Annotated in this window: 16 protein-coding genes; 10 read left to right on the top strand and 6 right to left on the bottom strand. The window is 46.4% G+C overall.

Annotated elements, in window-relative coordinates; genetic code table 11:
* Positions 1 to 288: 288 nt before the first annotated feature.
* The 10 genes from GGR27_RS12480 to GGR27_RS12440 all read left to right on the top strand — a co-directional run bounded on the left by GGR27_RS12480 (position 289) and on the right by GGR27_RS12440 (position 15,599).
* A complete protein-coding gene (locus tag GGR27_RS12480; RefSeq protein WP_168037801.1) occupies positions 289 to 3,429 on the top strand; it encodes a DEAD/DEAH box helicase in 3,141 nt (1,046 codons plus the stop codon).
* A 127-nt stretch (positions 3,430 to 3,556) separates the two neighbouring features.
* Complete coding sequence (locus GGR27_RS12475) at positions 3,557 to 3,862, top strand: GIY-YIG nuclease family protein (protein ID WP_168037799.1); 306 nt, start codon at positions 3,557 to 3,559, stop codon at positions 3,860 to 3,862.
* Between the two features lie 712 nt (positions 3,863 to 4,574).
* Positions 4,575 to 5,324 carry a DUF4391 domain-containing protein gene (locus tag GGR27_RS12470; RefSeq protein ID WP_168037797.1) on the top strand — a complete coding sequence of 250 codons (750 nt, stop codon included), beginning with the start codon at positions 4,575 to 4,577 and terminating at the stop codon, positions 5,322 to 5,324.
* A 205-nt stretch (positions 5,325 to 5,529) separates the two neighbouring features.
* Positions 5,530 to 7,440 carry a site-specific DNA-methyltransferase gene (locus GGR27_RS12465; RefSeq protein WP_168037796.1) on the top strand — a complete coding sequence of 637 codons (1,911 nt, stop codon included), beginning with the start codon at positions 5,530 to 5,532 and terminating at the stop codon, positions 7,438 to 7,440.
* 181 nt (positions 7,441 to 7,621) lie between these two features.
* Complete coding sequence (locus tag GGR27_RS12460) at positions 7,622 to 9,583, top strand: ATP-binding protein (RefSeq protein WP_168037795.1); 1,962 nt, start codon at positions 7,622 to 7,624, stop codon at positions 9,581 to 9,583.
* 98 nt (positions 9,584 to 9,681) lie between these two features.
* Positions 9,682 to 12,672 (top strand): restriction endonuclease, encoded by a 2,991-nt coding sequence (locus GGR27_RS12455; protein WP_168037794.1) that lies wholly within the window; start codon positions 9,682 to 9,684, stop codon positions 12,670 to 12,672.
* Between the two features lie 50 nt (positions 12,673 to 12,722).
* A complete protein-coding gene (locus GGR27_RS12450) occupies positions 12,723 to 13,304 on the top strand; it encodes a hypothetical protein (RefSeq protein WP_168037793.1) in 582 nt (193 codons plus the stop codon).
* 174 nt (positions 13,305 to 13,478) lie between these two features.
* The gene (locus tag GGR27_RS20295) at positions 13,479 to 13,610 is read left to right on the top strand and encodes a hypothetical protein (protein WP_262887734.1); all 132 of its coding nucleotides are present in this window, start codon (positions 13,479 to 13,481) and stop codon (positions 13,608 to 13,610) included.
* 157 nt (positions 13,611 to 13,767) lie between these two features.
* Positions 13,768 to 14,493, top strand: a complete 726-nt coding sequence (locus GGR27_RS12445) for a hypothetical protein (protein ID WP_168037792.1) — start codon at positions 13,768 to 13,770, stop codon at positions 14,491 to 14,493.
* Positions 14,494 to 14,723: 230 nt separating this feature from the next.
* The gene (locus GGR27_RS12440; RefSeq protein WP_168037791.1) at positions 14,724 to 15,599 is read left to right on the top strand and encodes a hypothetical protein; all 876 of its coding nucleotides are present in this window, start codon (positions 14,724 to 14,726) and stop codon (positions 15,597 to 15,599) included.
* Between the two features lie 62 nt (positions 15,600 to 15,661).
* On the opposite strand, the gene GGR27_RS12435 is transcribed toward GGR27_RS12440, so the two are convergent.
* The 6 genes from GGR27_RS12435 to GGR27_RS12410 are packed head-to-tail and all read right to left on the bottom strand — an operon-like array spanning position 15,662 to position 24,429.
* On the bottom strand, positions 15,662 to 17,191 hold the full coding sequence (locus GGR27_RS12435; protein WP_168037790.1) for a tetratricopeptide repeat protein: 1,530 nt from the start codon (positions 17,189 to 17,191) through the stop codon (positions 15,662 to 15,664).
* A complete protein-coding gene (locus GGR27_RS12430) occupies positions 17,181 to 19,391 on the bottom strand; it encodes an ATP-dependent DNA helicase (protein WP_168037789.1) in 2,211 nt (736 codons plus the stop codon). The genes GGR27_RS12435 and GGR27_RS12430 overlap by 11 nt, the downstream gene beginning before the upstream one ends.
* Before the next feature lie 55 nt (positions 19,392 to 19,446).
* Positions 19,447 to 21,135 carry a DNA-binding transcriptional response regulator gene (locus GGR27_RS12425; RefSeq protein WP_168037788.1) on the bottom strand — a complete coding sequence of 563 codons (1,689 nt, stop codon included), beginning with the start codon at positions 21,133 to 21,135 and terminating at the stop codon, positions 19,447 to 19,449.
* Entirely contained in the window at positions 21,132 to 21,740 is a 609-nt protein-coding gene (locus GGR27_RS12420) for a hypothetical protein (RefSeq protein WP_168037787.1), read from the bottom strand. The genes GGR27_RS12425 and GGR27_RS12420 overlap by 4 nt, the downstream gene beginning before the upstream one ends.
* Positions 21,740 to 23,101 (bottom strand): hypothetical protein, encoded by a 1,362-nt coding sequence (locus GGR27_RS12415; RefSeq protein WP_168037786.1) that lies wholly within the window; start codon positions 23,099 to 23,101, stop codon positions 21,740 to 21,742. The genes GGR27_RS12420 and GGR27_RS12415 overlap by 1 nt, the downstream gene beginning before the upstream one ends.
* Positions 23,098 to 24,429: a reverse transcriptase family protein gene (locus GGR27_RS12410; RefSeq protein ID WP_209037936.1), complete on the bottom strand. Its 1,332-nt coding sequence runs from the start codon at positions 24,427 to 24,429 to the stop codon at positions 23,098 to 23,100. The genes GGR27_RS12415 and GGR27_RS12410 overlap by 4 nt, the downstream gene beginning before the upstream one ends.
* Positions 24,430 to 24,644: the final 215 nt, after the last annotated feature.

Raw genomic sequence — 24,644 nt, 5'->3', positions numbered from 1 at the left:
ATTTGGTGAGATGATTATAAGAGATCAGTATTCATTCCATTTTGGTAGCCGTTTCGCTTACCCTTGATAGTATCCTGAGAAGAAAATTGATGAAAGGCTCACACGCAACGAGTTCCACTACCGATAGCTGAAGTTTGGCTAACTTCGGGGCTTTCGTAATTACACTTTAGCAGTATACTTTACAACCTAGTAATATTTCTGGTGCTCATGGTCATTACTTGAATCCCGCCATACTCACTACTCACCTGTCTAATTCAACTACCTACGGTCGCCGTCTACCCCTAAGCAATGATCAACAACCAAACCACTTACCTACACGATACCCTAAGGAAATTAACTAACCCTGAGTCCAGTATTTCCATCCAGTGCGGAACCCCTTCCCTATACGCCATCAATTACCTACTGGCGGACCTGCCCTTCTTCAAAGAACTACGCCTACTAGTCAGCAAACCTACCAAAGAATTTCGCGGCATAACCCAACACCCAAGCGACCACCAAGCGCGCACGCGGTTAGATATCAATGCCGTTAGCACGCAACTGAGTAACACTTTCCTAAAACGGACCATCCTCAAACAAGGCTTCTGCGGCACAAATGTAATCATCATAAAAACCGGAGAGCGCACAGCCACCTTTATCTACACCGTCCCCGACTTTGACCTACAGTTATTAGGCGTACAGGCTGCAAAGCAGTTAACGTTGATCTTACCTCAATCAGTGGAGACCAGTACCCATCTGCAACAAGCCTTCGACAACACCTGGCACGAAGCAACACCAATCACCGAAGCATTAGCTTACAAGATCGAGCGCGGCGGTGAACTCGCAACACCGCGCGACCAATACCACTACACCCTCAGCCACCTCTTCGAAGACTACAGTCGCCTCGAAGACCGCGAAAAGATTGCTCGCAGTGGATTCTTCGATTCCAACATCTGGGGCCTGCTCTACAACTTTCAAAAAGATGCCGTTCTCGGTGCCATTGACAAAATTGAAAAATATGGCGGCTGCATCATCGCCGATAGTGTAGGACTTGGCAAAACCTTCGAGGCTCTCGGTGTTATGAAGTATTACCAGGACCGAAATTTCCGCATACTCGTCCTCTGCCCGAAGCGCCTGTTTGAAAACTGGGCCGTCTACCGCAACAACGACCGGAGAAATATCTTAATAAAAGACCGGTACAACTACGACCTTTTGTTCCATACCGATCTAAGCCGGGAAATGGGCGAAAGCAATGGCGTAGACCTGGAGAACTTTAATTGGGAGAACTTCGATCTGATCGTCATTGACGAAAGCCACAATTTCCGCAACAACGTACCGAGCAAAAAATATAAGACGCGCTACGAAAGACTGATGGAGGACGTGCTGCAGAAGGGCGTAAAAACGAAGGTGTTGATGTTGAGCGCAACACCCGTCAACAACAAACTACGCGATCTACGGAACCAGGTTTATTTCATTACCGAAGACGACGACCATGGCCTCCAAAAGACTGGCATCCACAGCATCAACGAAGTTATGAGGCAGGCGCAGAAGCAATTCAATGCCTGGCTAGAAGGCCCTACAAAGGACCGCGACCAGCTCATTGAAGCGCTGGATGGACGGTACTTTAAGATTCTTGACCTGTTAACCATTGCCCGCTCCCGCAAGCATATCGAAAAATACTACGACACCAAAGATATCGGCACCTTCCCCGAAAAGCTAAGGCCACAAAACGAGTATGCGGATATCGATGCCTCCAATGAATTTCCGGACATTGGCACAATCAACACCCAACTTCTCAAACTCAACCTGGCCAATTACCAACCCATGAAGTACATCCGCCCCGAAAAGAAGGCGGAATACGAAGCACGCTATGATCGGGAAACGACCACCGGCTCGGTATTCAGCCAGGAAAGCCGGGAGGAAAGCCTCATTAACCTGATGCGCGTCAACTTCCTCAAACGCCTGGAAAGCAGCATTGCCAGTTTTCGAATTACGATGGAACGAATTCTTAATGGTATCGACGGCTTAATTAGTAAAGTAGAATACTGGCAAAATAACCAAGGCGACCTCATTATCGAGGGATCGATAACGGATGATTTTGCGGAAGACGATCTCGGTCCGGATCAGGTGATTGGCGAGAAGGTCAAAGTTTTAATCCAGGATTTAGACCTCATCAAATACAAAGATGAACTACAGCGTGATCGTGAATCCATCGCCTCAATCCTGAAAATGGCCCGGCACGTGAGGCCGGATCGCGATGCTAAATTATTCCAACTCAAAACGGCAATTCGCAAAAAGTTGGCGGAGCCAATCAATGAGGGAAATAAAAAAGTCCTCATTTTCACTGCCTTTGCCGATACCGCCGACTACCTCTATGCTAATCTGGCTACTTGGGTGCGGGAGGAGTTTGGTTTGTTTAGTGGACTGGTAACGGGTGGCTCCGGCCGCAACAAGACCAATCTACCCGGCAGCGATAGTAAGTTTAACGACATCATCATCAACTTCTCCCCCAAGTCAAAAGGTCGTGGTCGCTTTACGGAAGCGATCACCGAAGAGATTGATTTGTTGATCGGCACCGATTGTATATCGGAAGGCCAGAATTTGCAAGATTGTGACTACCTCGTCAACTACGACATCCACTGGAACCCCGTCCGCATCGTCCAGCGCTTCGGCCGGATCGACCGCATTGGATCCACCAACGCCAAAATTCAATTAGTCAACTTCTGGCCCAACATGGAGCTGGAGGCTTACATCAATCTGATCAACCGCGTCAAAGGCCGCATGGTCATCCTCGACATCAGCGCGACGGGCGACGAAAACGTCATCGAAACCGACCAACTCGAAGGGGAGTTAGACTACCGCACCCGCCAGCTGAAGCAGCTGAAAGACCGGGTCGTCGATCTGGAAGACCTTCAGGGCGGAATCAGCATCACCGACCTGACCTTCAACGATTTCAAAGTCGACCTCGACCACCTCACGCCTACGGAGCGGGAACTGCTCGACATGGTCATCCCCGGTCATTTTGCCGTGCTCCACAATCACCACGCCGAACTCGCTTCCGGTGCCATTTTCTGCTTACGCGATCGCGAGCCGGAGATGGACGGTGCCGGTAATAACCCACTTTACCCTTACTACCTCGTTTACGTCCGCGATGATGGTACGCTCCTCTTCACACCGCGCCAGCCTAAGCGGACGCTGGATGCGCTGCGTAGTTTGAGCCTCGGCGCGACGCAGGAGGATTTGGCGCGGTCGCGGGTGCAAAGGGAATTGGTGAATAGCGAAGCGGGCTTGGCGCGGTACCGGAAGTTACTTGAAGTGGCGCTTGGTAGTATTCAGGGGGTGATGGAAGGTTCCGTGGTGGATAGTTTAGCCAATCCTGGAGGGACGGCTGGCGACAGCAGCCAGATTAAAGTTGACCGGCTGGAACTGATCAATTTTTATGTGGTAGTGTAGCTTCGGCTTCGCTCAGCTACCAGTTATTTGCTACCGGATACCAGCTGCCGGGTACCGGGTACCGGCCAGCCACTGAGCGAAGCCGAAGTGGCCATAGTAATATATTATTCGACAAAAGTCAGAACTCATGGATGCTTATATGTACATTTTAAAATGCAGCAACGGAAAGTATTATACCGGCAGCACCAAAGACTTAACCCGTAGATTAGAGCAACACCAAAACGGTCAGGGAGCCAACTTTACAAAGAAGCACCTTCCCGTTGAATTGGTCTATACCGAGTATTTTGATAGGATTGATGCAGCTTTTGCTCGCGAAAAACAAATTCAGGGATGGAGCAGGAAAAAGAAAGAAGCACTAATGGCACGAGATATTGAAGCACTTGAGAAAGCTGCTAAATGTCAAAACTCGTCGAAGTCACTAGACGCGGACTAGATTCGCTTGCTTCGACTTCGTTTAGTCTCCGGTGGAATTTACTGGCTTCCAGTAGTGGCTTCGGCTATGCTCAACTACGACGTAGTTTGTCCCCCCCCCGCGCACCTTGTGCGCGGGGGGATATTTAAAGCAACACCGATCACTGAGCGCAGCCGAAGTGATCAGCGAATATCGTTATCTCTCCGTAGTGGCTTCGGCTACGCTCAACCACCGGCGGAATTTGTCAACCCCTCGCGCACAAGGTGCGCGGGGGGATATTTAAAGCAACACCGATTAATGAGCGTAGCCAAAGTGATCAGCGAATATCGTTATCTCTCCGCGGTGGCCTCGGCTACGCTCAACCACCGGCGGAATTTGCCATTCCCCCGCGCACCAGGTGTGCGGGGGATTTTTAAAGCAACACCAGTTACTGAGCGCAGCCGAAGTGATCAGCGAATATCGTTATCTCTTCGCAGTGGCTTCGGCTACGCTCAGCCACCGGCGGAATTTGTCATTCCCCCGCGCACAAGGTGCGCGGGGGGATATTTAAAGCAACACCGGTCACTGAGCGCAGCCGAAGTGATCAGCGAATATCGTTATCTCTCCGTAGTGGCTTCGGCTACGCTCAACCACCGGCGGAATTTGTCAACCCCTCGCGCACAAGGTGCGCGGGGGGATATTTAAAGCGACACCGGTCACTGAGCGCAGCCGAAGTGACCAATACTGACACCTCATGAAAAACCTCTTCCAACTCCCCCACCCCGCCCAAAAACAAACCCCCTTCCCAAAATCCTTCTTCACAAAAAACAACTACCCCCTCACCCCCGCCGAAAAACGACTCCTCAAAACTCCGAACCTACCCCTGAGTAGTGAATGGACCGGCAGCCTAAAGCCTACCGCCGGCAACGTACCCGCCCACGGGGAAGGACCGGACCGCTTCGCGGAAATACAGTACTTCCGTATCCACCTAAGGGAAGCCGATTACGATAGGTCCGCGAAAAAGCTCGCCCAGCTCTATCACCGTTACTTGCCTTATCCCCTAGTGCTGACGCTGCATTCTGACACCCGCTATCGAGTCAGCACCGCTACCAAGCATATTCCCGCTACTAAGGGAAGCGCAAGTACTAACCTCACGGAATTCACCAGCCCCACCGCCAGCCTCATCAACGCCGATCCGCCGCAAGTGGCTTTCGAGCGGGCACTGGCCTTCCCAAACATCACTGCCCTCCACCTCAAAACCGTCTACGAAAGCTACCTGCGCGCCGTAGTCGCCTTCAACTGGCAACACGCCGCCGGCTCCGTCGTACAAGTAACTAACCCTTACCTCAGCCAAACGAACCTGGAAGAACGCCGCCGCCTGAAGAAAGAAGAAAACCAGTTGGTTCAGCAAATCCGTAAAAGCAAGCGCATGCCGGAACGGGTGGAATTACAGTTGAAGCTGAACGTAGTAAGAAAAGACCTTGCGGAACTAGCTGAACGCTAAACTTCTATTATCTTTCGCCACTTCGGCTACGCTCAGTGGCCGGTATTTTATCCTGTCTTACGTCGAGCGTAGCTCGACGGGGATATTATAGGGAGCTCCGGGTGCTGAGCGTAGCCGAAGTGCAACGTATACTTTTCCTTTCGATCACTGAGGATATTCGACGGCGCTCAGTAGGGTCCGTAGCCGAAGTGAAAACCTCCACCAAATGCAAAAAATCACCAAAGACCACGAACTAGCCGCCAGCCAAAACCCCGTCACCGAAAACATAGAAAAACTTCGCCAACTCTTCCCCAGCATCGTGAGCGAAGACAAGATCGACTTCGAAGCCCTCAAGCAACTACTCGGCGACGAAGTAACCGAAGACGAAGAATACTTCCGCTTCGTCTGGCCCGGCAAAAAACAGGCCCGCGCCGAAGCCCTCAAACCCAGCACCGGCACCCTCCGCCCCGCCCCCGAAGAAAGCCTGGACTGGGAGACTACCCAGAACGTGTACATCGAAGGGGATAACCTGGAAGTACTGAAATTGCTACAACGGAGCTACGCGGGGAAGGTGAAGATGATCTACATCGATCCACCCTACAACACCGGCAAGGACTTTGTCTACAAAGACAATTACCGCGACAACCTCGCCAACTACCGGGAAAACTACGGAAGGAAAGATGAGGAAGGCAACGCCATCGCCACACAGTCGGAACGGAACGCGGAAAGTAGTGGGCGGTACCATTCTAATTGGTTGAATATGATGTATCCGCGTTTGCAGTTGGCGCGAAATTTGTTGCGGGAGGATGGGGTCATTTTTATTAGTATTGATGATAATGAGATTGAGAATATTACAAAAATTGCAAATGAAATTTTTGGAGAAGACAACTTTCTCGAAGTGTATTTATGGGAAAGTACTTTTAGACCTGATAATAGTTCCACTCTATATAGAGAAAATGCTCAGTATGTACTAGCGTTTGTCAGGAACCTGAAAGCACTTGGAAGAATTTATGGTTCGAAGCAAGGAAGTGTTGGTCTCCCTTCACTGACAAAAAACTCCATGAAGGCTTCAAAATTATCGTTCCCACCAAACACCGTCAAAGCTCAGTTCGGTGATGGAAAATATCTTAGTGGAGAAAAAGATTCGGGGTATATACTACATGAAGATGTCATAGTGAAAAGCGGAATTATTGAGAATAGCTTTTCAATAACCGGACGCGTAATTTGGGGACAGAATTATCTAGATAGCGAACTAGAGAAAGGCACTGAAATAATATTCAAAACTTCTGACTTTGTGCCTTATTCAAAAAAGGCTGAAGATAAGAGACTTGCTCCCGAGACAATCCTTCCTCAAAAAATCGTGAAGGATGTTCTAGCAGGTAGAGCAGAAGTTAGTAAGCTTTTTGAAGAAGCGATTTTTGACCATCCAAAGCCATCAAGTTTAATACAATACTTCAACAACTTTTTCGATGATGATAACGCGGTAATTCTAGATTTCTTTAGTGGTTCCGGATCAACAGCTCATGCTGTTTTAAATTTTAATTCAGAGAAGAATTCCAATAGAAAATACATACTGGTTCAGCTTCCTCAAGCTACTGATTTAGATTCCATAGCCCACAAAGCCGGCTACCATACCATCGCCGAAATCGGTAAAGAGCGCATCCGCCGCGTAGCAAAAAAAATCCGCGAAGAGGAACCGGAAAAAGCTGCGGAGATGGACCTCGGTTTCCGCGTCTTCAAACTGGACAGCAGCAACATCGAAGCCTGGGATCCCGACCCTGATAACCTGGAGAATAACCTCTTCAGCGAAAACATCAAACCGGACCGGTCGGAGTACGACCTCGTCTACGAAATCCTCCTGAAATACGGCTTGGATTTGAGCTTACCCATTGCGGAGCGGACGGGACCGGACAAGCGGCACACGCTGTACTGCGTTGGCGGCGGGGCGCTGTTTTTGTGTTTGGGGTCGGGCATTACGCGGCGGTCCGGAGAAGCTATTTTAGCGTGGGCGCAGGAAATCGGTGCGGAAAACCCCAAAGTTGTTTTCCGGGATACGGGCTTTACGAGTAGCGTGGAGAAGACCAATGTTTATGAGGTGCTGCGGAGTGGTGGGGTGGAGGATGTTAAGTCGGTGTAGCTTCGGCTAAGGCCGATCCTGAGCCCGCCGAAGTGCTCAGCTACCGAATGTGGCTGCGTGGTTTCTAGTTTGAACCGAAGGGCTCAGCTACCGCATTTGCCGGTCTGGACTTCCTCGCTACTTTGCTCATTTCCCTACCAATCCATGCACCCGCGACCGCGCTAAAAGACATTAAACAATCATGACTGCTAAGGAAATATTAACGCTGCTCAACGCCACGGATGAATTAGAAACCGTTGAAGCGAAACGGGCGTCCAAGATGGGAAAATCCATCGCGGAAACTATTTGTGCCTACACAAACACGGGGGGAATTACGGAGGGCTACATTCTAGCGGGCGTGGTTCGAGAAGAAAGTTTATTCCCTTCCTATACCGTAGTTGGCGTCCCCGATTCAGATGCTTTTCAAATGGACGTGGCTAGCCAGTGTGCAACGTTGTTTAACAGGCCGATTCACCCCCGAGTTACCGCTGAACAAATTAGCGGTAAAACAGTAGTGCTGATCACGGTTGCCGAAGCGGATGCTACCCGCAAACCGCTCTACTTCAAAAAAGGCGGCCTACCGGGCGGAGCGTGGATAAGGGTTGGCAGCACCGACCAGCGCTGTACGGAAGAAGACCTGGAACAGTTCTACGGGGATCGAGACCACTTCGACGGCTCTTTTCTAGACCGCACCAGTATGAAAGACGTAGACGAGGAAGCCGTTCGGGCTTACCGAAGATTGCGCTCCTCCGCTAATGCGGACGCCATCGAACTTACGTACTCCGACGAAGAGTTGCTCTTGTCGCTGGATTGCCTTGCGGACGATGAGTCGGGAAGATTGACCGTAGCGGGTTTATTACTGTTTGGCAAAGCAAGTACGTTACGGCGTAAATTCCCCATGCAGCGAGTGGATTACATCCGGGTTACTGGCAACCGTTGGGATCCAAATCCCTACGACCGGTTCCGATCAATCGATATGCGTGGGCCGCTACTCCTCATGGCATTTCGGGCGGTGGAAGCTATTGATAATGATTTACCGAAACAATTTCGGCTGTCCGAAGGTCAACTGCAAGCTCAGGCACTAACCATTCCGGGCTTAGCGCTGCGTGAAGCCGTTGTGAATGCACTAATGCACCGCAACTACCGAATCAGCGGAGCTACTCAAATTGTACGCTACAATAACCGGGTGGAGATCGTCAACCCGGGTTTTAGCCTGAAACCAGAAGCTCAGCTTGGGGAAAAGGGCTCCCGTACCCGTAATCCACGCATCGCCGCGGTGTTTCACGAAACGAATCTAGCGGAGGCTAAGGGTTCCGGAATCCAGGTGATGCGTCGTTTATTACGCGAAGCGGACTTTTCTCAGCCCACATTTACTTCAGACCGGGAGCGTAACGAATTCACGGTAAGAATGCTGCTTCACCACTTTCTGAATGAAGAAGACCTGGCTTGGTTAGCTCAATTTGAAGCATACGATCTTAGCGCGGAGCAAAAGTTTGCGTTGATTTTCATGCGTGAAGTCGGTGCGATCAACAACTCTACTTATCGGCAACTCGTCGATGGCGACCTTATCCAGGCTGGTCAAGACTTGCATCATTTACGCAAGCTGGAATTGATCGAAAAGAAAGGAAAAACGAGAGGAACCTACTACGTGCCTAACTTCCAATCCGCCGCCACTGAAGCGAGTAGTGACGGCCAATCCGGCCCACCCGTTGAAGGAAGCGCGGCCGAAGTAAATCCTCGCGTTACTTTGCGGCAAAAATCGGCCGCTAGTGTACAAGGCAACGGTACTAGTGTACAAGGCAGAGACACTAGTGTACAAGGTGAAAACACTGGTGTACAAGCTGATCCCATTGATAGACAAGAGAACAAAGCTACCGTACAAGTCGGCGCGCTTAGTGTACAAGAGCAGTTGCCAAAAGAACTCAAGCAGCGCGTTGAGCTACTCGGAAAGCGTGCGGATAGAACTATACTGACGGATTTGGTTGTGGATTTATGCGCTTGGAAAGATCTTACCTTGCAAGAGTTGACGGAAATAACCGGCCGGCAGAGGACGGGGTTGGTTACCAATTATATTACACCGTTGATGGAAGCAGGCAGAATTGTCCATACCATCCCTGACATGAAGAAGCACCCCGATCAGGCCTACCGCACCGTGCGGGAATGACGGTTTCCGTTCTACCCTACTTTGCACTTTATCCAACTCTCCGCACCCGCGACCGCGGCCCCTATTTAGCTCATCGAAATTTCCACACTAACTAATTTATGAAACTAAAATTTCAATCCGACCTCGCCTACCAGGAAGCCGCCATCAACGCCATTACCGGCTTATTCGACGGCCAGAACATGTATGAGAGCCGCTTCACGGTCACGAAGCCTTTGGCGTCCCGATATGGATCGGGACAGATGCAGATGTCGGGGGTGAACGATTCGATTGGCTACGGGAACAAGCTGGAGTTAACACCCGAAGAACTGCTGCGTAACGTACAGCACGTACAACGGAGCAATCATTTGCCGGTAAGCAGCGATAAGGAAGTCCGGGAGATGGAGTTCAACGTGGAGATGGAAACGGGGACGGGCAAAACCTACGTCTACCTCCGTTCGATGCTGGAACTAAATCAGCAGTTCGGATTCACGAAATTCATCATCGTCGTACCGAACGTCGCCATTCGGGAAGGCGTATATAAAAGCTTGCAGATCACCAAAGACCACTTGAGCGGGCTGTACGATAACGTACCGTACCAATACTATGTGTACAACTCGAAGGAACTGAACCAAGTGTATAGTTTTGCAACAAGTCAGCAGTTGCAGATCATGGTAATCAATATCCAGGCCTTCAACTCAGAAAACAATCTGATTAAACAGAAGAACGACAAGACTTCCCTGAGCCCGTTACAACTCATCCAACAAACGAACCCGATCGTAATCGTGGATGAGCCGCAGAGTGCCAACAACTCCACGAAAGCACGGGCGGCCATTAAGGACCTGCAGCCGCTGGCTATTTTCAATTACTCCGCTACGCACAAGCGTGACATCAACTTACTGTACCGGCTCGACGCCGTGGCTGCTTACCAGCAGAAACTAGTGAAGCAGATCGAGGTAGCGAGTGTGGTGCCGGAAGGGTTTGAGAATGAACCCTACGTTAAGTTGATCAAAGTGGCTGGCGGGAAGAACCTCTACGGCCAAGTGGAAGTCTTTGTACGGGAAGGAGGAAAATCTAAGAAAAAGAATATCCAGATTAGATTTGGCGACAGCCTGGAGTTATTGACGGATAATGATGTTTACCGGGACAACTGGAATGTTTCGGACATCGGGAACGAAAAGGGGAAGGAGTACGTCGAGTTTATGAATCATAAGTCGGTCACCATTGCCGAACCGATCAGCAGTTTCCCCGAGACGGAAATTCGCCGCTTCCAAATCCGGCAGACCATTCAGGAACATTTGGACAAAGAGAAACGCCTGAATAAACGAGGTTTGAAAGTGCTTAGTCTGTTCTTCATCGACAGCGTCGCCAACTACCGGGTGTACGACAACGAAGGTAACGCGAGCCACGGTCCGTTTGCGCAGGTATTCGAAGAGGAGTACACGAAACTCATTCAATCCCGCCGTTACCGGGATTTGTGGGAAGACGAGATTGCTAACTTAGCGAGTCACGTTAGCGAGGTGCACGATGGCTATTTTAGTAAGGATCGGAAAAGTAAAGCCAGTAATAAAAAAGATAAGTTCGACGCCTATAAAGACACGAAGGGTACGACCAGGGCGGATAACGATACTTACGAGTTAATCATGAAGGACAAGGAGCGGTTGTTGAGCATGGATAACCCGCTGCGTTTCATCTTTAGCCACTCCGCGCTGAAAGAAGGTTGGGATAATCCGAACGTCTTTCAGATTTGTACTCTGAAAGATGCGGGCAGCAGTGAGATTCGCCGCCGCCAGGAGGTTGGTCGGGGTTTGCGTTTAGCTGTCAATCAGGACGGGGAACGAGTTTACGGCCACGAGATCAATACGCTGACGGTCATGGCGAGCGAGAGCTACGAAGAATTCGTCGCCGGTTTGCAGGACGAGATGGAAGCGGACGCCAGCCGAAAGTTTGGCGTGGTGGACAAATCCGATTTCGCCATTATCACGTTTACCGACCCCACCACCGGCGAGCTCGTCAACATAACGAAGAAGGATTCCACAATTCTGTGGACGGCGTTGCGGGCTGAAGATTACCTAAGTGCTTCGGGTAAGGTTACCGATACGTTACGCCAGGCTTTGAAAGATGAGTCAGTGGTCCTCCCGGAAAATTATCAGCCGGAGGAGATGAAGGAACAGGTTTACGCAATTCTGAAGCGGAAGGCGGGTTCCCTGGAGATCAAGAACAGCAAGAATCGCAAAGCGATTTCCGTTAAAAAAGAGGTGCTCCTCAGTCCAGAATTTAAAGAATTGTGGGATCGGATCAAATACAAATCCCGCTACTGGGTGGATTATGACGAGCCGACTTTAGTACGCAAATGCGTAGAAGTCATCCAGCGCGATCTCCACGTTTTCTCGGGCTTACTTCGCTTAGCAAAGGCACGCGTTGACGTCACGGAAGCCGGCGTCTCTTCGTCTAAGGAGAGCGAGCAACTCGTCAACCCGCAAATGGATGCGACATTTATTCCCGACATCATTGGCTACCTACAAAATGAAGTCAACCTAACCCGGAAGACATTAATCGATATTATCAAGGAGAGCAATACGGTGCGCTTGATCCGGCGTAATCCACAGCAATACGTGCAACAGATTGTCAAGATCATCAAAGACACCATGGCCGGTTTCATCGTGGACGGAATCAAGTACGAGCGGATTGGAGAGAACTACTACTGGCAGCAGGAACTATTCAAAGATGAAGAATTGGGCGGCTTTCTGGAGAGCAATCTGACGGAAAGCACCAAAAGCCCATACGAGTACGTGATCTACGACAGCAAAGTAGAGCAGGATCTCGTGCGGGATATGGAAATCAGCCAAGATGTCAAACTCTACGCTAAGCTGCCGAGCTGGTTCAAGATCGATACGCCGCTGGGTTCTTACAACCCCGACTGGGCAGTGTTACTGGAGCGTGACGGGGAGGAAAAACTATACTTCGTCGTCGAAAGCAAAGGCAGCGTCAGTGAGCTGGACTTGCGGGACCGGGAGAAGTTTAAAATTGAGTGCGGGCGGCGGCATTTTGCGGCGGTTGGGGCGGGGGTTGAGTTTCGGGTGGTGGCTGGGTTTGGGGGGTTGAGCGGGTGAGGAAAAGTTAAATTTACTTAAGTATTCCTACGCTCAAATAAACCACATCAATGAAAACATTCTTCAGATTTTTATGGGACTTGGCCAGAACGCTCAGTTTCCTGATCGTCGTATTGTTCCTGGCACTAGCTATTTTCCTTTTCTATAATCCGGCACTTTTACGAGGTCAACAAGACGACACGCCGTTTCCGGCAATGAGCGGGGTAGATTACGTTGCGTCATCCGAGGACGCGGTAAGCGCAAATTTTGGAAATACTTTTAAAGAAGAACAGCCTAGCCGTATTGAGATCACCTTAGCGAACGGTATTGCCTACTTTAAACCCGACATGATCATTTCCGTGGAAGATGACACTCTTACCTACCTTACGGAAGCTGGCGTCAAGAATTTTGTGATAAATCGGTATCAACTTGCTCCAATTTATGCGGCGTGTGAGAAAATTGAAAGATTGCAGTTCGTAAAGGGAAAAAATTGCGTTTTGAATTGCCGATACCTCATTTCAATAACCAGCAAGCCAATAAGGGCTGGAAATTATGCCTATAATTATTACGTTGAAATGGAAAGTGGACGGGTGATTAAGACCTCCAAGAAAGTACAACAAACTTTAAAAAGGATCATGGCTGGTAAGCAGTGATTTGACAGGCTACCGGTTAATTTGGTCGGTTCACTCCTAAATTTGGTCATCACAGCTTTTCGATGTTTTGAAGCGCCAAGTCTCCCCCTATATTTACACTATCAGTGGCCACTGAAACGGAGTATCCCGAAAATCCGCTAACCGAGTAGGGGTTAAATTTAAACACATTTTATTATGGCTAAGCAAACTACGTCTAACCACAATGCCGATATTAGCAACCCGAATAAAGGCACGGATGGTACTAACAAAACCTACGACACGAACCAGGGTAACCGGAGTAAGCAACTGCAAGACTCGAAGAAGTAGAAATCTCTGCGCCTTTGAATTAGGACTTTAGTGACACCTACCGTGCTCCTTTTCTTACAGTATCAAGTGGGGCGACCTGGAGAATATTCTCCGGGTTGCCCTTTGATCGTTGTGGCTCTTCTTTGTATACTGCACTATACTAAGAAACAGTCACTTTATGGATTCCAGTAAATTTCGTATTCCCTATCTCGACGACTCCTTCGATGTTGACCTAGCTTCACTTCAACACTACCAGTTGTACCCTTCCATGCTCCCGTTTGTTGGCTCGCACTACCAGCGGATGAATAAGCGGGTGCTGGTAATCGGAGAGAGTCACTACTTACCACAGGGCAGGGAAGCTCATTTAACCTCAAAAAATTGGTACGACGGAACCGCCGCAACTTCCCTGAATGACGTAGACCGAGCCTGGATTAATACCCGTGGCACCGCAGGTTCTGGCGAGGATCAACGATACGGCAGTAGGGCGTTCAGTATATACCGCAACGTAGAATATGCGATCCGTGAATTACTGGAAGATGATGAATTGCCCACGGATAATTATTTACGGTACGTATCCTACTACAATTACTTTCAGCGACCAGCGGAAACAGGGGTGAGTTTGGTCCTCACGGATGAAGATAATTCGGTAGCCTATAATCACTTAGCCGGTTTGTACAAAATTCTTTCTCCTACGCACTTAGCATTTGTTAGCAAACTGGCTTATAATGCTTTCTGGGCGCAGTACCAATCGGGTGACTTCCGGATGCGGGAGATTTTTGGAACACCGCACCCCAGTTCTTCTTGGTGGAATCGACCGCACCAGCATGATTACTGGGGGGAAAAAGAGACGATGACGGGGCGTGCTTGGTTTTTGCGGCGGGTGGGGGGGATGCGGTTGGGATAGGTGAAGGAAGAATACAATATGACTACAAAACACTGACCATCATTCAATATCGAATCGGATCCAGTAATTCGACAGTAATTTAATATTAGGGATTTGTAGAAATATTAAGGGGCAAGGGAGCTTGAGATACTATCAGATTATAACTAAGTTTGAAAGTTTTATGAGTGAAGGGACATAGTTCTCAACCATAGAGCCCCATTACTAGTTGTTGTCACAGCAAACACTACACTATGAGCGAGAACAATAAGAGCGTTAAGGTTATTGGGATAGATCCTGCGCCTAGCAACGACAGCTACATCTTTGACCCTAGCGGTGTTCTTAATTGGACGGCTGGTAGAAAGAACCCATGCAAAAGTAAAAGTGATTCTCGCGTTATTCGGGCTACTCCGTACCAATTACTGTCTGCGGTCAAAAAGCTTGCAAGAAAACAAGACGAGAAGGTATTGATTTGCTGGGATGCACCCCTAACTGGATACGTATGGGATGAGGTCCAAAAGATTACTCAAGGCCGATTATACACACGGCCTATTGAGAAGAAATACCAGGATGAAAACCTGCCGAACGGAATTAACACACTGGGTTTTGCAGCTGCACCACATTGGACCATATCTCAACTAGCCTTGGAGTATCCACGGATGATGAGTGATGACAAATACAAGACTTCTCCTCCAATAAAGCTACTAACTAAAAACAAAAATCGTTCACTAGAGTACTTCTCAAGTCCTAAGGTTGTAGAGGTACACCCCGCAGTCGCAATGTACTATTGGTTGAAGGAAGAAAGCTTTACCGACGATGGTGACAATACTTTTCAAGGAGATCAGATAAGCTGGAAATACAAACCCAAATCTAAGAGTGAAAAGAATAAGGAATATCGAGTTACGCCCAAAGATTGTTTCAAAAAATTAGAACATCGATTTACAGTACTAAAAGAGTTGGATTTGAAAGAGCCACTGAAGGTTGCCCCGGGATATTCAAGAGATGGACCACTGGACGCGATTGTTGCCTGGCTATTGGGACGTTTGTGGCTCGATACAGAGGAAGTTACGCTGGATGGAGATAGGGAAGGTGGTGCCTGGTTATTGCCAAAGTCAGCAGTAACTGATTAGTTACATTTTACAAAGGTTGATTAAGCAATCATCCCTGTAATAATCAAAATTGAATTAAATCTTCATATGACTCCACTTCGTGATAAGTTTATCTTTACCACCTTCCACCCCCAAGATTCTTTCTTCTTATTCCAAGAAAGAATAGCATCACCGACAACCTCCTGCCCATCAACCAACCCGTTCCTTTTAATCGTCCCCGGATCAACGAAAACCTTATCGACAAAACCAAAAGATTGATTTTCGCGGCTTCTAAACGTACCCCCAAATGGTTTAAGAGCATCCGTTGCCGTTTCGGCAGGTAGCTTTTCTACGCTGAGCGCCTTGAAGAAACCTTCACTTCCCTCTTTACTGAATCTTACTTTAAGTATATCCCCAATTTGAGGTTTTATTAGCTGCCGGGAATAATTAAAGAAGCCATACTTGGTATGGTCCTTCACAAAATTGAGCATTGACTTATTCTCATTGACAAATTCAACCACGACAATCTCTTCCGGGACATCTCGGAACAAGACATCCTCCGCTTGCTGAAGGTGTTGCAAATAAATAGATTTGTTAGATTTTTTGGCTTCTGCCGACTTGTACCAGTCTTTATTTATCCACTCAGTAACCGGGCCGGGAATTTTCCACTTGTTCTTTTTCCGCGTCGCAACAACTTGCTCAATTTCCGTCCGAGCCTCGTCGTACAATTCACGCTCGATCAGCATACCGGCAAAGGTCTGCCTCATTTTGAGAATAAAGCCTTCCGGCGATTTTAGACTTAGCGCTTTACAATAGCAAGCAAATTGAATATCGTCTTCTTCCGGCAATATTTCCGCCATCAGTTCCCACACCCAGAAGTCGTTCTTCTTTAGTTTGGCGAAAGGCAGGAACGTTTCCAGAGCGTCTTCTCCCTCGCCGGTTGCCAGTAAGAGCTTGGCTTTAAAGTAGGCGGGGTATTGGTATTCCGGATGGTCTTCAATTACCTGATCCAACAGCGGAAAAAATACCTCAACCTTATCCCTGTTGACTTTAGTCGACCCAAAGCTGTTAACTGCCTCACCGGTCAGCAGTTTTTTAGAGTAAGCAATGTAAGCTTGCTCGGCAAGCGCCATAATTCGCTTGCCATTGTATTCCTCCTTCTGGTAATCTTCCTCCCGAAGATTATTTAGTCCCCACCATTCCACGAATGACATATACTGAGGCCAGTCATTTTTTCCTTTTTGGAAAGCCTTAAAGAGGAAGGAGTACCCCTCGGAAGGCTTTGTAAAATGGAAGCTTCTAATGCAATTGAAAATTTTACTAATCTTGCCATAATTGACGGTTTTTTCACCGTGCAACGCGAATACCATACTGCCGACTTTCCAGGCGACTTGATCGAAAACCATGTCTTCGTCAGCAGGAAGTTCAAGTTCTTTCAACGCTTTGAGATTTGCCAGAAAAATCTCAAAACCTTCCGGACTAGCATTCGCTTTCAGGTACTCATAGTAAACCCAGGAAGCAGCACGCTTATTCCAGATGTTGCCTGGCTCGAGCAGAAGAGCTTCACTTGCCATCTTATGTGCCTCTTCGAGTTTACCCGCCTTCCGTAACTGACCAATTTCTTTAAATGACATGTGCTGCTGTTTTTAGATTCTCCACGACCTCTTTTACCTTATCCAAAATTTCTATACTGTTACACAACTTCTCAATTGGCTGTACCGTACTGAAAAACCCTTTGCCGTTGTACACGAAGTCGAAAGTGCAGGACGCGTTTCCTTTCTGTATGGTGTAGCGTTCCCGGTGGTTGAAGTGCTCCACTTTGGCAATGTCTGCCTCACCGTTGAGCTCCCTCTTTAAAGAGTCGAACAGGTTTTGCAGAAATGGCTTTTCTTCCACTGTAGCCAGGTCGAACTCAATTTGTGGGAGAATTCCCTCAACTGAGTTTCTGTCCACAACGACTGCTGCCATTATTTCAAAGTGTTTTGAGATCTCGTCGAAGAGTTCATCAGACGAGGTGAGCTTTGGTATCTTTTGAAAATTGGGCTTGAATACATCCTTACCATTTACCCAGTATTTGAATCCGGCGGTTTCGTCTTCTCGCTCAAAAGTGTACCAAATCTCGTATCCTTTTCTTTCACACGCCACAACATCGATGTAGTGCTGACGCAGGAGATGCCAACGTTCGATAAAGTGATCCTGAATACTTACGGGAGCGTCTTGTAATTGATGCTCTTCGAGCATGGGCATAACTTCACTGAAGGAGATTTCAATCGTTTCCGTCGGTACTCCGGTCAGTTCCGCCATAGCCTGTTGTAACCCTACGTCCACAAACGTCATCTCGGAGAATGAGGAAAAACGGGGTGGGTTAATGCAGTATAGTTTTTTGGATGCGCGAGTGATTGCGGTGTAAGCCCAGCGATAGAAGAGTTCGTTGGTCCTGCCACTTTTGCCGGGTTCATCAGTAAGCAAGTTTTCATTACCGTGGGATGCGTAATCCCAAAATACGAAGGCATTATTCCAATCTCCTCCTTGGGCCTTGTGGCAGGTTACGGCGTACCCGTATTTCAGTTTGACACAATTGAAGTATGGGTCGTTCCTAATCGCTTCAGTATAGGGCGGCGATTTTCTCTTTAATTCTTTGTGTCGTTGTTCAAAGTCAATAAGTAGCGCGCGTTGGATGTCCGGGTTGATGTCATTATCACCGTTCAGAAAATTCTCCAGCATGGGGCTCTCGAAAGAGCGGACTTGACCATCGCTTCCTCTCGTGGCTAGTACGACCGTCCGCCAAACCAAATCGACTGAGACGCTTTCTTTTGCTTTCTTGAAATTGATCCGTCTGGTCTCGAGGTCCGGACTTGCGGACTTGACGAGCGCGAATTCACCGTTAAATACGCCGAGCCGGTGGTTGTTCGCGCCAATGATGACGGTGTCAGTTTTCTTAATCGGCCCATCACCACCAAATTTATCCGTGCGTATTTGGCTGTTGATATCTTTTGCCAGCTTATTGCTATGGCAGATAATGATCTTGATGCCCTTTGCGGCATTATAGGTGGCTATAAAATCAGCGTATGATGGATTAAGGATTCCCTTGCCATTTGCAGTGAGATCGAAATCATTGAATGCCTGGGCAGTGATACTCCGCCGTATTTTGGTTGCCGCGGCAAGAATACCGCCACCACCTCCCTGGCGTTTGACTTCTTTGAGTTCGCAATGCTGTACGGTCAGCTTGTAAGAGTCTTCTAAGTAATTAGCATCTAGCGCCGGAGAGAAGTTCATGCTTACGGGAGGCAGTTGGGCGGGGTCGCCCACAAAAATGACCTTGCTTTCCTTGCCAGGCTCTTGAATTTGCGCGTAAGCGAACAGGTCATGCAGTAGCTTGCCCGATCCAAACCGGAAAAACTCTCCCTGGCTCGGATCGTCTGAGACCATTGATGCTTCATCTACGATAAAGATAGTGTCGTGAGCGTGTGTTGGGTTCCGCAACTTAAAGTGGTAAGTGAAATCGCCCGTGGCTTCCTTATCGCCCTTATCCTCATCATCGGTTACAAGTCGATCATAATCGTAAATTCCGCTGTGGATGGTGGTTGCCTGGCGACTTGTTTTTTGGTTGATGACGTTGGCGGCACGTCCGGTTGGGGCCATCAACTTTACTTCTCGGTTTGCGGCTTCGAGGTAGTTGGAGAGTCCTTTTAATAGGGTTGTTTTGCCACTTCCGGCGTAGCCTTTTAGGAGGAATACGCGGTCTTTACCCTTCAGAAATTGCTCAAGTTGTTCTAGTGCGCTTTGCTGATCGTTGGTTAGGGTTAGGTCTTGGAAGTGGTCTTTGATTTGCATTTGTTATTTTGTTTGATGCAAAGTTGGGGTCTTGGTGTGTGGTGGATGTGCAGTGTTATAGACTTAGGATAAGTTTGTATACAACTTCGAAAACATCTTTAGTATCACCCATCTGGATTAGTGCAATTGAATCATTTTTGATTAAATCAGGATGATGAAAATTATTTCTGATTTCAACTAGCTTGAAGATGTTAACATCTTTGACATTTGCTTTATCAGTAACGTTTAGCATTTTTTCGTTATATACTATTCTTTTATTTTTGGATTCAAGGCGACGTCCTGTCTTCCTCTTTGTGTTGTAGTCAAAGTGCTTAAGGTACTGATCGCTGCCTCTCCACTTATGATAGTATTTGCCTCCTACTTTTACTGAATCATTTTCATCAATAAGTTCCTTGCCACATGCCTCAATTATTAAAAAATAATAAGTGAAGCTTGGGTCATATCCGTATCGATTTCTTATTGAAAGTAAGGAATCAAACGCTAACTCCAGATAAATTATAATGGCTCTTATAAACTCACCATTTAATTTGCGCTGCTTTCTTTGTCTTTTCAAGTGTATTGTACACTCATCAGTTTTATCATACATTTTTTTCAGCCATGAAGCGGACAACAAACTAGCATCAATTATACCGCAAAGTTCTGATATAGAATTTCTATAATTTCTCGCATCCTTTCGTATAAACCCATTGACACCCTGTTTTTGGAGTGATTGTAAATTTGCTATTTTATTAGTTGCCGAAAATATGATAACGGAGATTCCGGGGTTAATCTTCTTTGCCGCCTTCAATATCTCAGTTCCTGTGAGCTCACTTGGATTTGCTTCAAGATCAAAATCTTCATCACACAATCTAAGATCTAATATAATTACGTCAGGATTAAAGTCAATAATTTTACTAGTCGATGCACCAATGATCTCAGCTCTAGAAACGGCCGCCTTAAAATCAATATCTAAATGATCATAAGTAATATCTTGATTTCCTTTCACTAATAATTTAAAAAAATCGCTCCAGCCTTTTTTAAACTCATCATCAATCAGTAAAATACTCCCTGCCCCTTTAATTTCCGGCACCTGTATAGGATCGAGGGGCTCAACAGGGTAGAGTTCAGCATAATGCTTAAAATTCAACTCTGTATTAATATTATTCACTACTTGAGGTATCGCGCTATCAAAATTCAAATATTTTGACCATCTTGATAAAGCCAATTCATTCTCTACACTATGGTGTGACAGATAATTTGGCGATGAATTGACTTTCGTTTTATTTAAAAAATTAGCATACTCCTTCTCATTAAGAAGCGAGTCAGATTGTGGGCGCCAAAACTTGATTATCCAATCATAGTAAGTCTCTACCTCAGAAAAGTCAAAACTAGGGGTAACGAATATGCCTGTCGTGAATAGAAAAGCTCCATAGTCTGACAACTTAGCTAGTTGTTCTTTACTCTCATGTCCTATAAATACTATTGGCACTTTAGTATGATTCATCAAAGGTGATAATCTAATATGCAAAGCTAATCTCAAACCAGATAATTCCAAGTAATTGCTATCCGATAAAGTAACCGGCAAAAATACAACGTTGTACCGATTATCTTTTAAGGAAAACATTAGCTCACGGTCAGCTTCCTTATCAAATGAAAAATTTGGAGATGCTAGTGCAGCTTGAGTAACTTCAAATTTCATTTTATGCTGAAAAGCATCTATAAGCTGAGATGGTAGGTTGTCATTATGGATTAATAATGCATTCATAATGCAGCGATTTTGTATTCTATCGTTTGATTAAACTTTTCAGGTTGAGGGTCAAAGCGCCGAATGGCAGTTTCAAAAGGTTCAATTTTCAATTCAATGAGGTCTCTTAAGTCTTCATCCTCCTCAAGAGATAGCTTGGTCTGTAATAATCTATATTTCAAAAACAGCTCCAACTCGTAATTATCTCCATATTGGAATTTAAGAAGCGGAAAGCCTTCTTGGTCTGTATACTCATTAAATAGTGCTGATAATTCCTTTTTATATATTTGGTTTGAATTCATTGAAAGGAATTGCCTTTTACCCGCGGTATAATTCAATTGATTCGACCCACCACTAAATAGAATCAAATCTATTTCACGCTTCTCAGTCATTTGAACTAAGAATAATAAACCTTGGGCAGAAAACGCAGATCGATGAGCTACAACAAGAGCAATTAATTGATCAACCTCAAGTTCTTCTTTATTTATTTTATCGATAATAATACGGCAGTCATCTCCCGCCGGAAATAGAAGGCCGCTAATTGCTTTTAGCGCTGACAGTTCCGCTTCAGTAAAGTATTGAGCTTGTCGCAACGGTCGATCCTCAATAAATAATATCTTCTTCATTAAACTGGAAATTTTAAAATATACGTGAATCCTAATACAGGTGCCTGTAAAATATTTGGAATTACTCTCCACTCATTATCCTCCACCCCGTTGTAGAGGATTTTAAGTTCTGCATTTATGTCTTCTCCGTTATCGTCTTTAAATTTAGATTCTACAGAAAAATCGCACAAACTTAGTAAAATTGTCCTTAGTATGGACATATCTCCAGAATCATATTCCAATGTCAATTTAGGATCGAGAATTGATTTGTTGGCAAAAGAGTCTGCATGTCGGATCTTCAAAATATATTCATTACTACTACTTTGCAACTTACAGCTAACATCTACAGATGCACTCGCTGGACGAGCTCTTATCATATCGAATATCCGCTCAACTGCCTTCAGAACGTACTCGGTATTAGTATAAAAGCTACATTCTTGTAAAGAAATGAATGATTTTACCTCGTAACCCGACAATTTTTTTCTAACCAGTCTTTTAATACCCAAATATAGATCTGAATCCCTAAACTCAATCTCTTTTTTAAAGAGATAAACAGCGTTCTCAAATTTATCAATAGTTGTCCCTAAAATACTTTTTTCTGGTCTTGCATCTTCTGGAAGTTTCATTGTAAACGGCGACTGCGCTGCCCCCCCCTTGTTGTCAAAGTTCTTCTTACACCAATCTTCTATAATCTTATCATATTGCCATCCAATGGCCATTTCATAAGTTCCCCATCCGTATTTCTTATTATTGCTGAGATCTTTTTGTAGTTTAGTCAATTCTTTTTGAATTAAAAACGGAAAAATCTTTTCCCAATAAAGATCAGAGCTATAGTTTTGCATGTCATAAACCTGGTTATTCGATAAATCTTTATTTAAAGCCTCTACGAAATCGCCGTAAGTTTGGTAAAGTCCTGTTTGATCCCAAATATGTGTACTATACTTAAGGGCGGAATTATTTTTCGTGAACAATTGAAGCCACCCTAAAACTTTTTTAGGATCATGCTTTCGTTTCTTCCTATAAGTAGTATTTGTGGCTTCTCTTAAAGCCTTGATCGAACTTGCCGCATGAACATTCGGAATATGAGCTAAATCTTCAAATTCTTTCATCCCCACTTCACTTTTAAAGAAAGCATTAAATTGAGAAATTTCTTCAACATTACTAACACCGGATAATAGTGCTTCCGGGATAGGACGTGACCTGATTTCATCTTTTTTATCCTCAAACACTACCTCCTCAATCCGCTCCACCCGACCCTCTAACTGCCCAGCAGAGAGATCACTCCCCCCAGCCAACCCCAACACCCGCGCCCGCTGCCGCTCTGAAAGCTTTCGTTCATTCAGTAACTCCCCCAAAAAGTCAAGCTTATTTTTTCGTTTCATTCTTCCGTGACTTCCTCTCCATAATAAGCATTCATCGCCGCATCGATGCCTTTCTCTTCCCAAAGATCCAAGATCTTGGTGAGCGGATCTAACGGAAGCATTAGTTTCTCATAGCGATCCTTAAGCCCAAGATAAGTGCTATCGGTTTCTCCTTTCACCATTCGGAGAAATTCTAGCTTGCCGCCAATCACTCGACTCATTTCCGGGACGTGCATTTTCACGTGTCCCTTATCACCAACATAGTCACGCGCGAAGATGTCTTCCGCTTTCTCAATACCGTACTTCTCCCAATAATAGAGCCACATGCGTAGTTGCTTCACGTAGCGCCTGCGAACATTTACTTTCTCGCTTACAGAAAGCCCCGTGACTTCCTGGCAATAGCCACGTCGTTGTAATCGAGTCTTTTTAGGATTGATTTTGAAGCCCTGGTCCTCCTCAATTATCCGTACGAGTTCGTCGTTAAATTCGTCTTGATTGTAGATGTTGTGGAGCGAAGAGAAAGTAATATCATCGGCGTAGCGTGAATAGGTAGCGCCGAAACGGTTCCCGAGCCCGGTTAAGCGGCGATCCAGCTTTTCACAAAGCATGTTTGTGATGGTGGGGGAGGTTGGGCTTCCTTGTGGAAGAACCGTTTTGACTGCACCTCTTGCGATACGAAGTTTCACTCTTCTCTTAGAATTGATCACCTCATTTTCTTGCAAAATCTGCATAATGAGTTCGTAATTTGGATCATCCTCTGACATAAAAATGGACTCTCCTACAAATCGACTCGGTGGACGGTGACCGACTTTGATATCTCCATTTTCATAAAGAGGCTGTGTACAAAGTGAAGCAAGTAAGAAAGCTAATGGCTCTTTGCTACCATTTAGTTGTAATGGACCAAACATAAATCCAAGCTTAACGCGATTCCGGTTAAAGGAATGAAAAAAGTCCTTCAAATCAAGGTTCAGGACATAATTTTGACCTACGTGCTTCCGCGCATTATCCACAATGGACCGCCCTTGGACGAATCCCGTCGCCGCACAGTGCGGCGTGTGCATGCACTGGAGAACGAAATTAAGCGGCTGAAGAATTGCCTTCAATCCTTTGACGGGCGCATGTATTGTGCGGACTCCACCCGACTTTTTGGGAATGGTAGACTTACGATAACGCCTTGGGCAAATCGTGGGATTGGCATAATAAGTCAATAATTTAAGCTTCACCGGCTTGGTCTCTTGCCCATAAAGCATGGTTCTTGCCTTGCTAAGCAAATTCACTAAACCCTTTTTAGAAGATAACTCTGCTACCAAGCTCTTTATCTCCTCCCGCTGTGCTTCCGTAGCCTTCATGTTGCTTTTTTAAAATCCTTTGAAAATACCCGTCCGATACTCTATTTGTATGAAGCTTTAAATCCTCATAAATTCATAAAAACCATAATCATTTATTGATTAAGATCCTCAAAAGAGCCCAAATCTCTCTGGGCCATTCGACCGGACTAGTAGCCCGGAAGAGATGCCGATCATTGCACCGGTCGGAACCAGTGCCAGCATCCACGAATCAATAT

This window comes from Neolewinella antarctica (genome assembly GCF_011927835.1).
In the GTDB taxonomy this organism is placed as follows: Bacteria; Bacteroidota; Bacteroidia; order Chitinophagales; family Saprospiraceae; genus Neolewinella; species Neolewinella antarctica.
The sequence above is the reverse complement of the archived record's forward strand: the minus strand, read 5'-3'. Positions and strand labels throughout refer to the sequence as shown.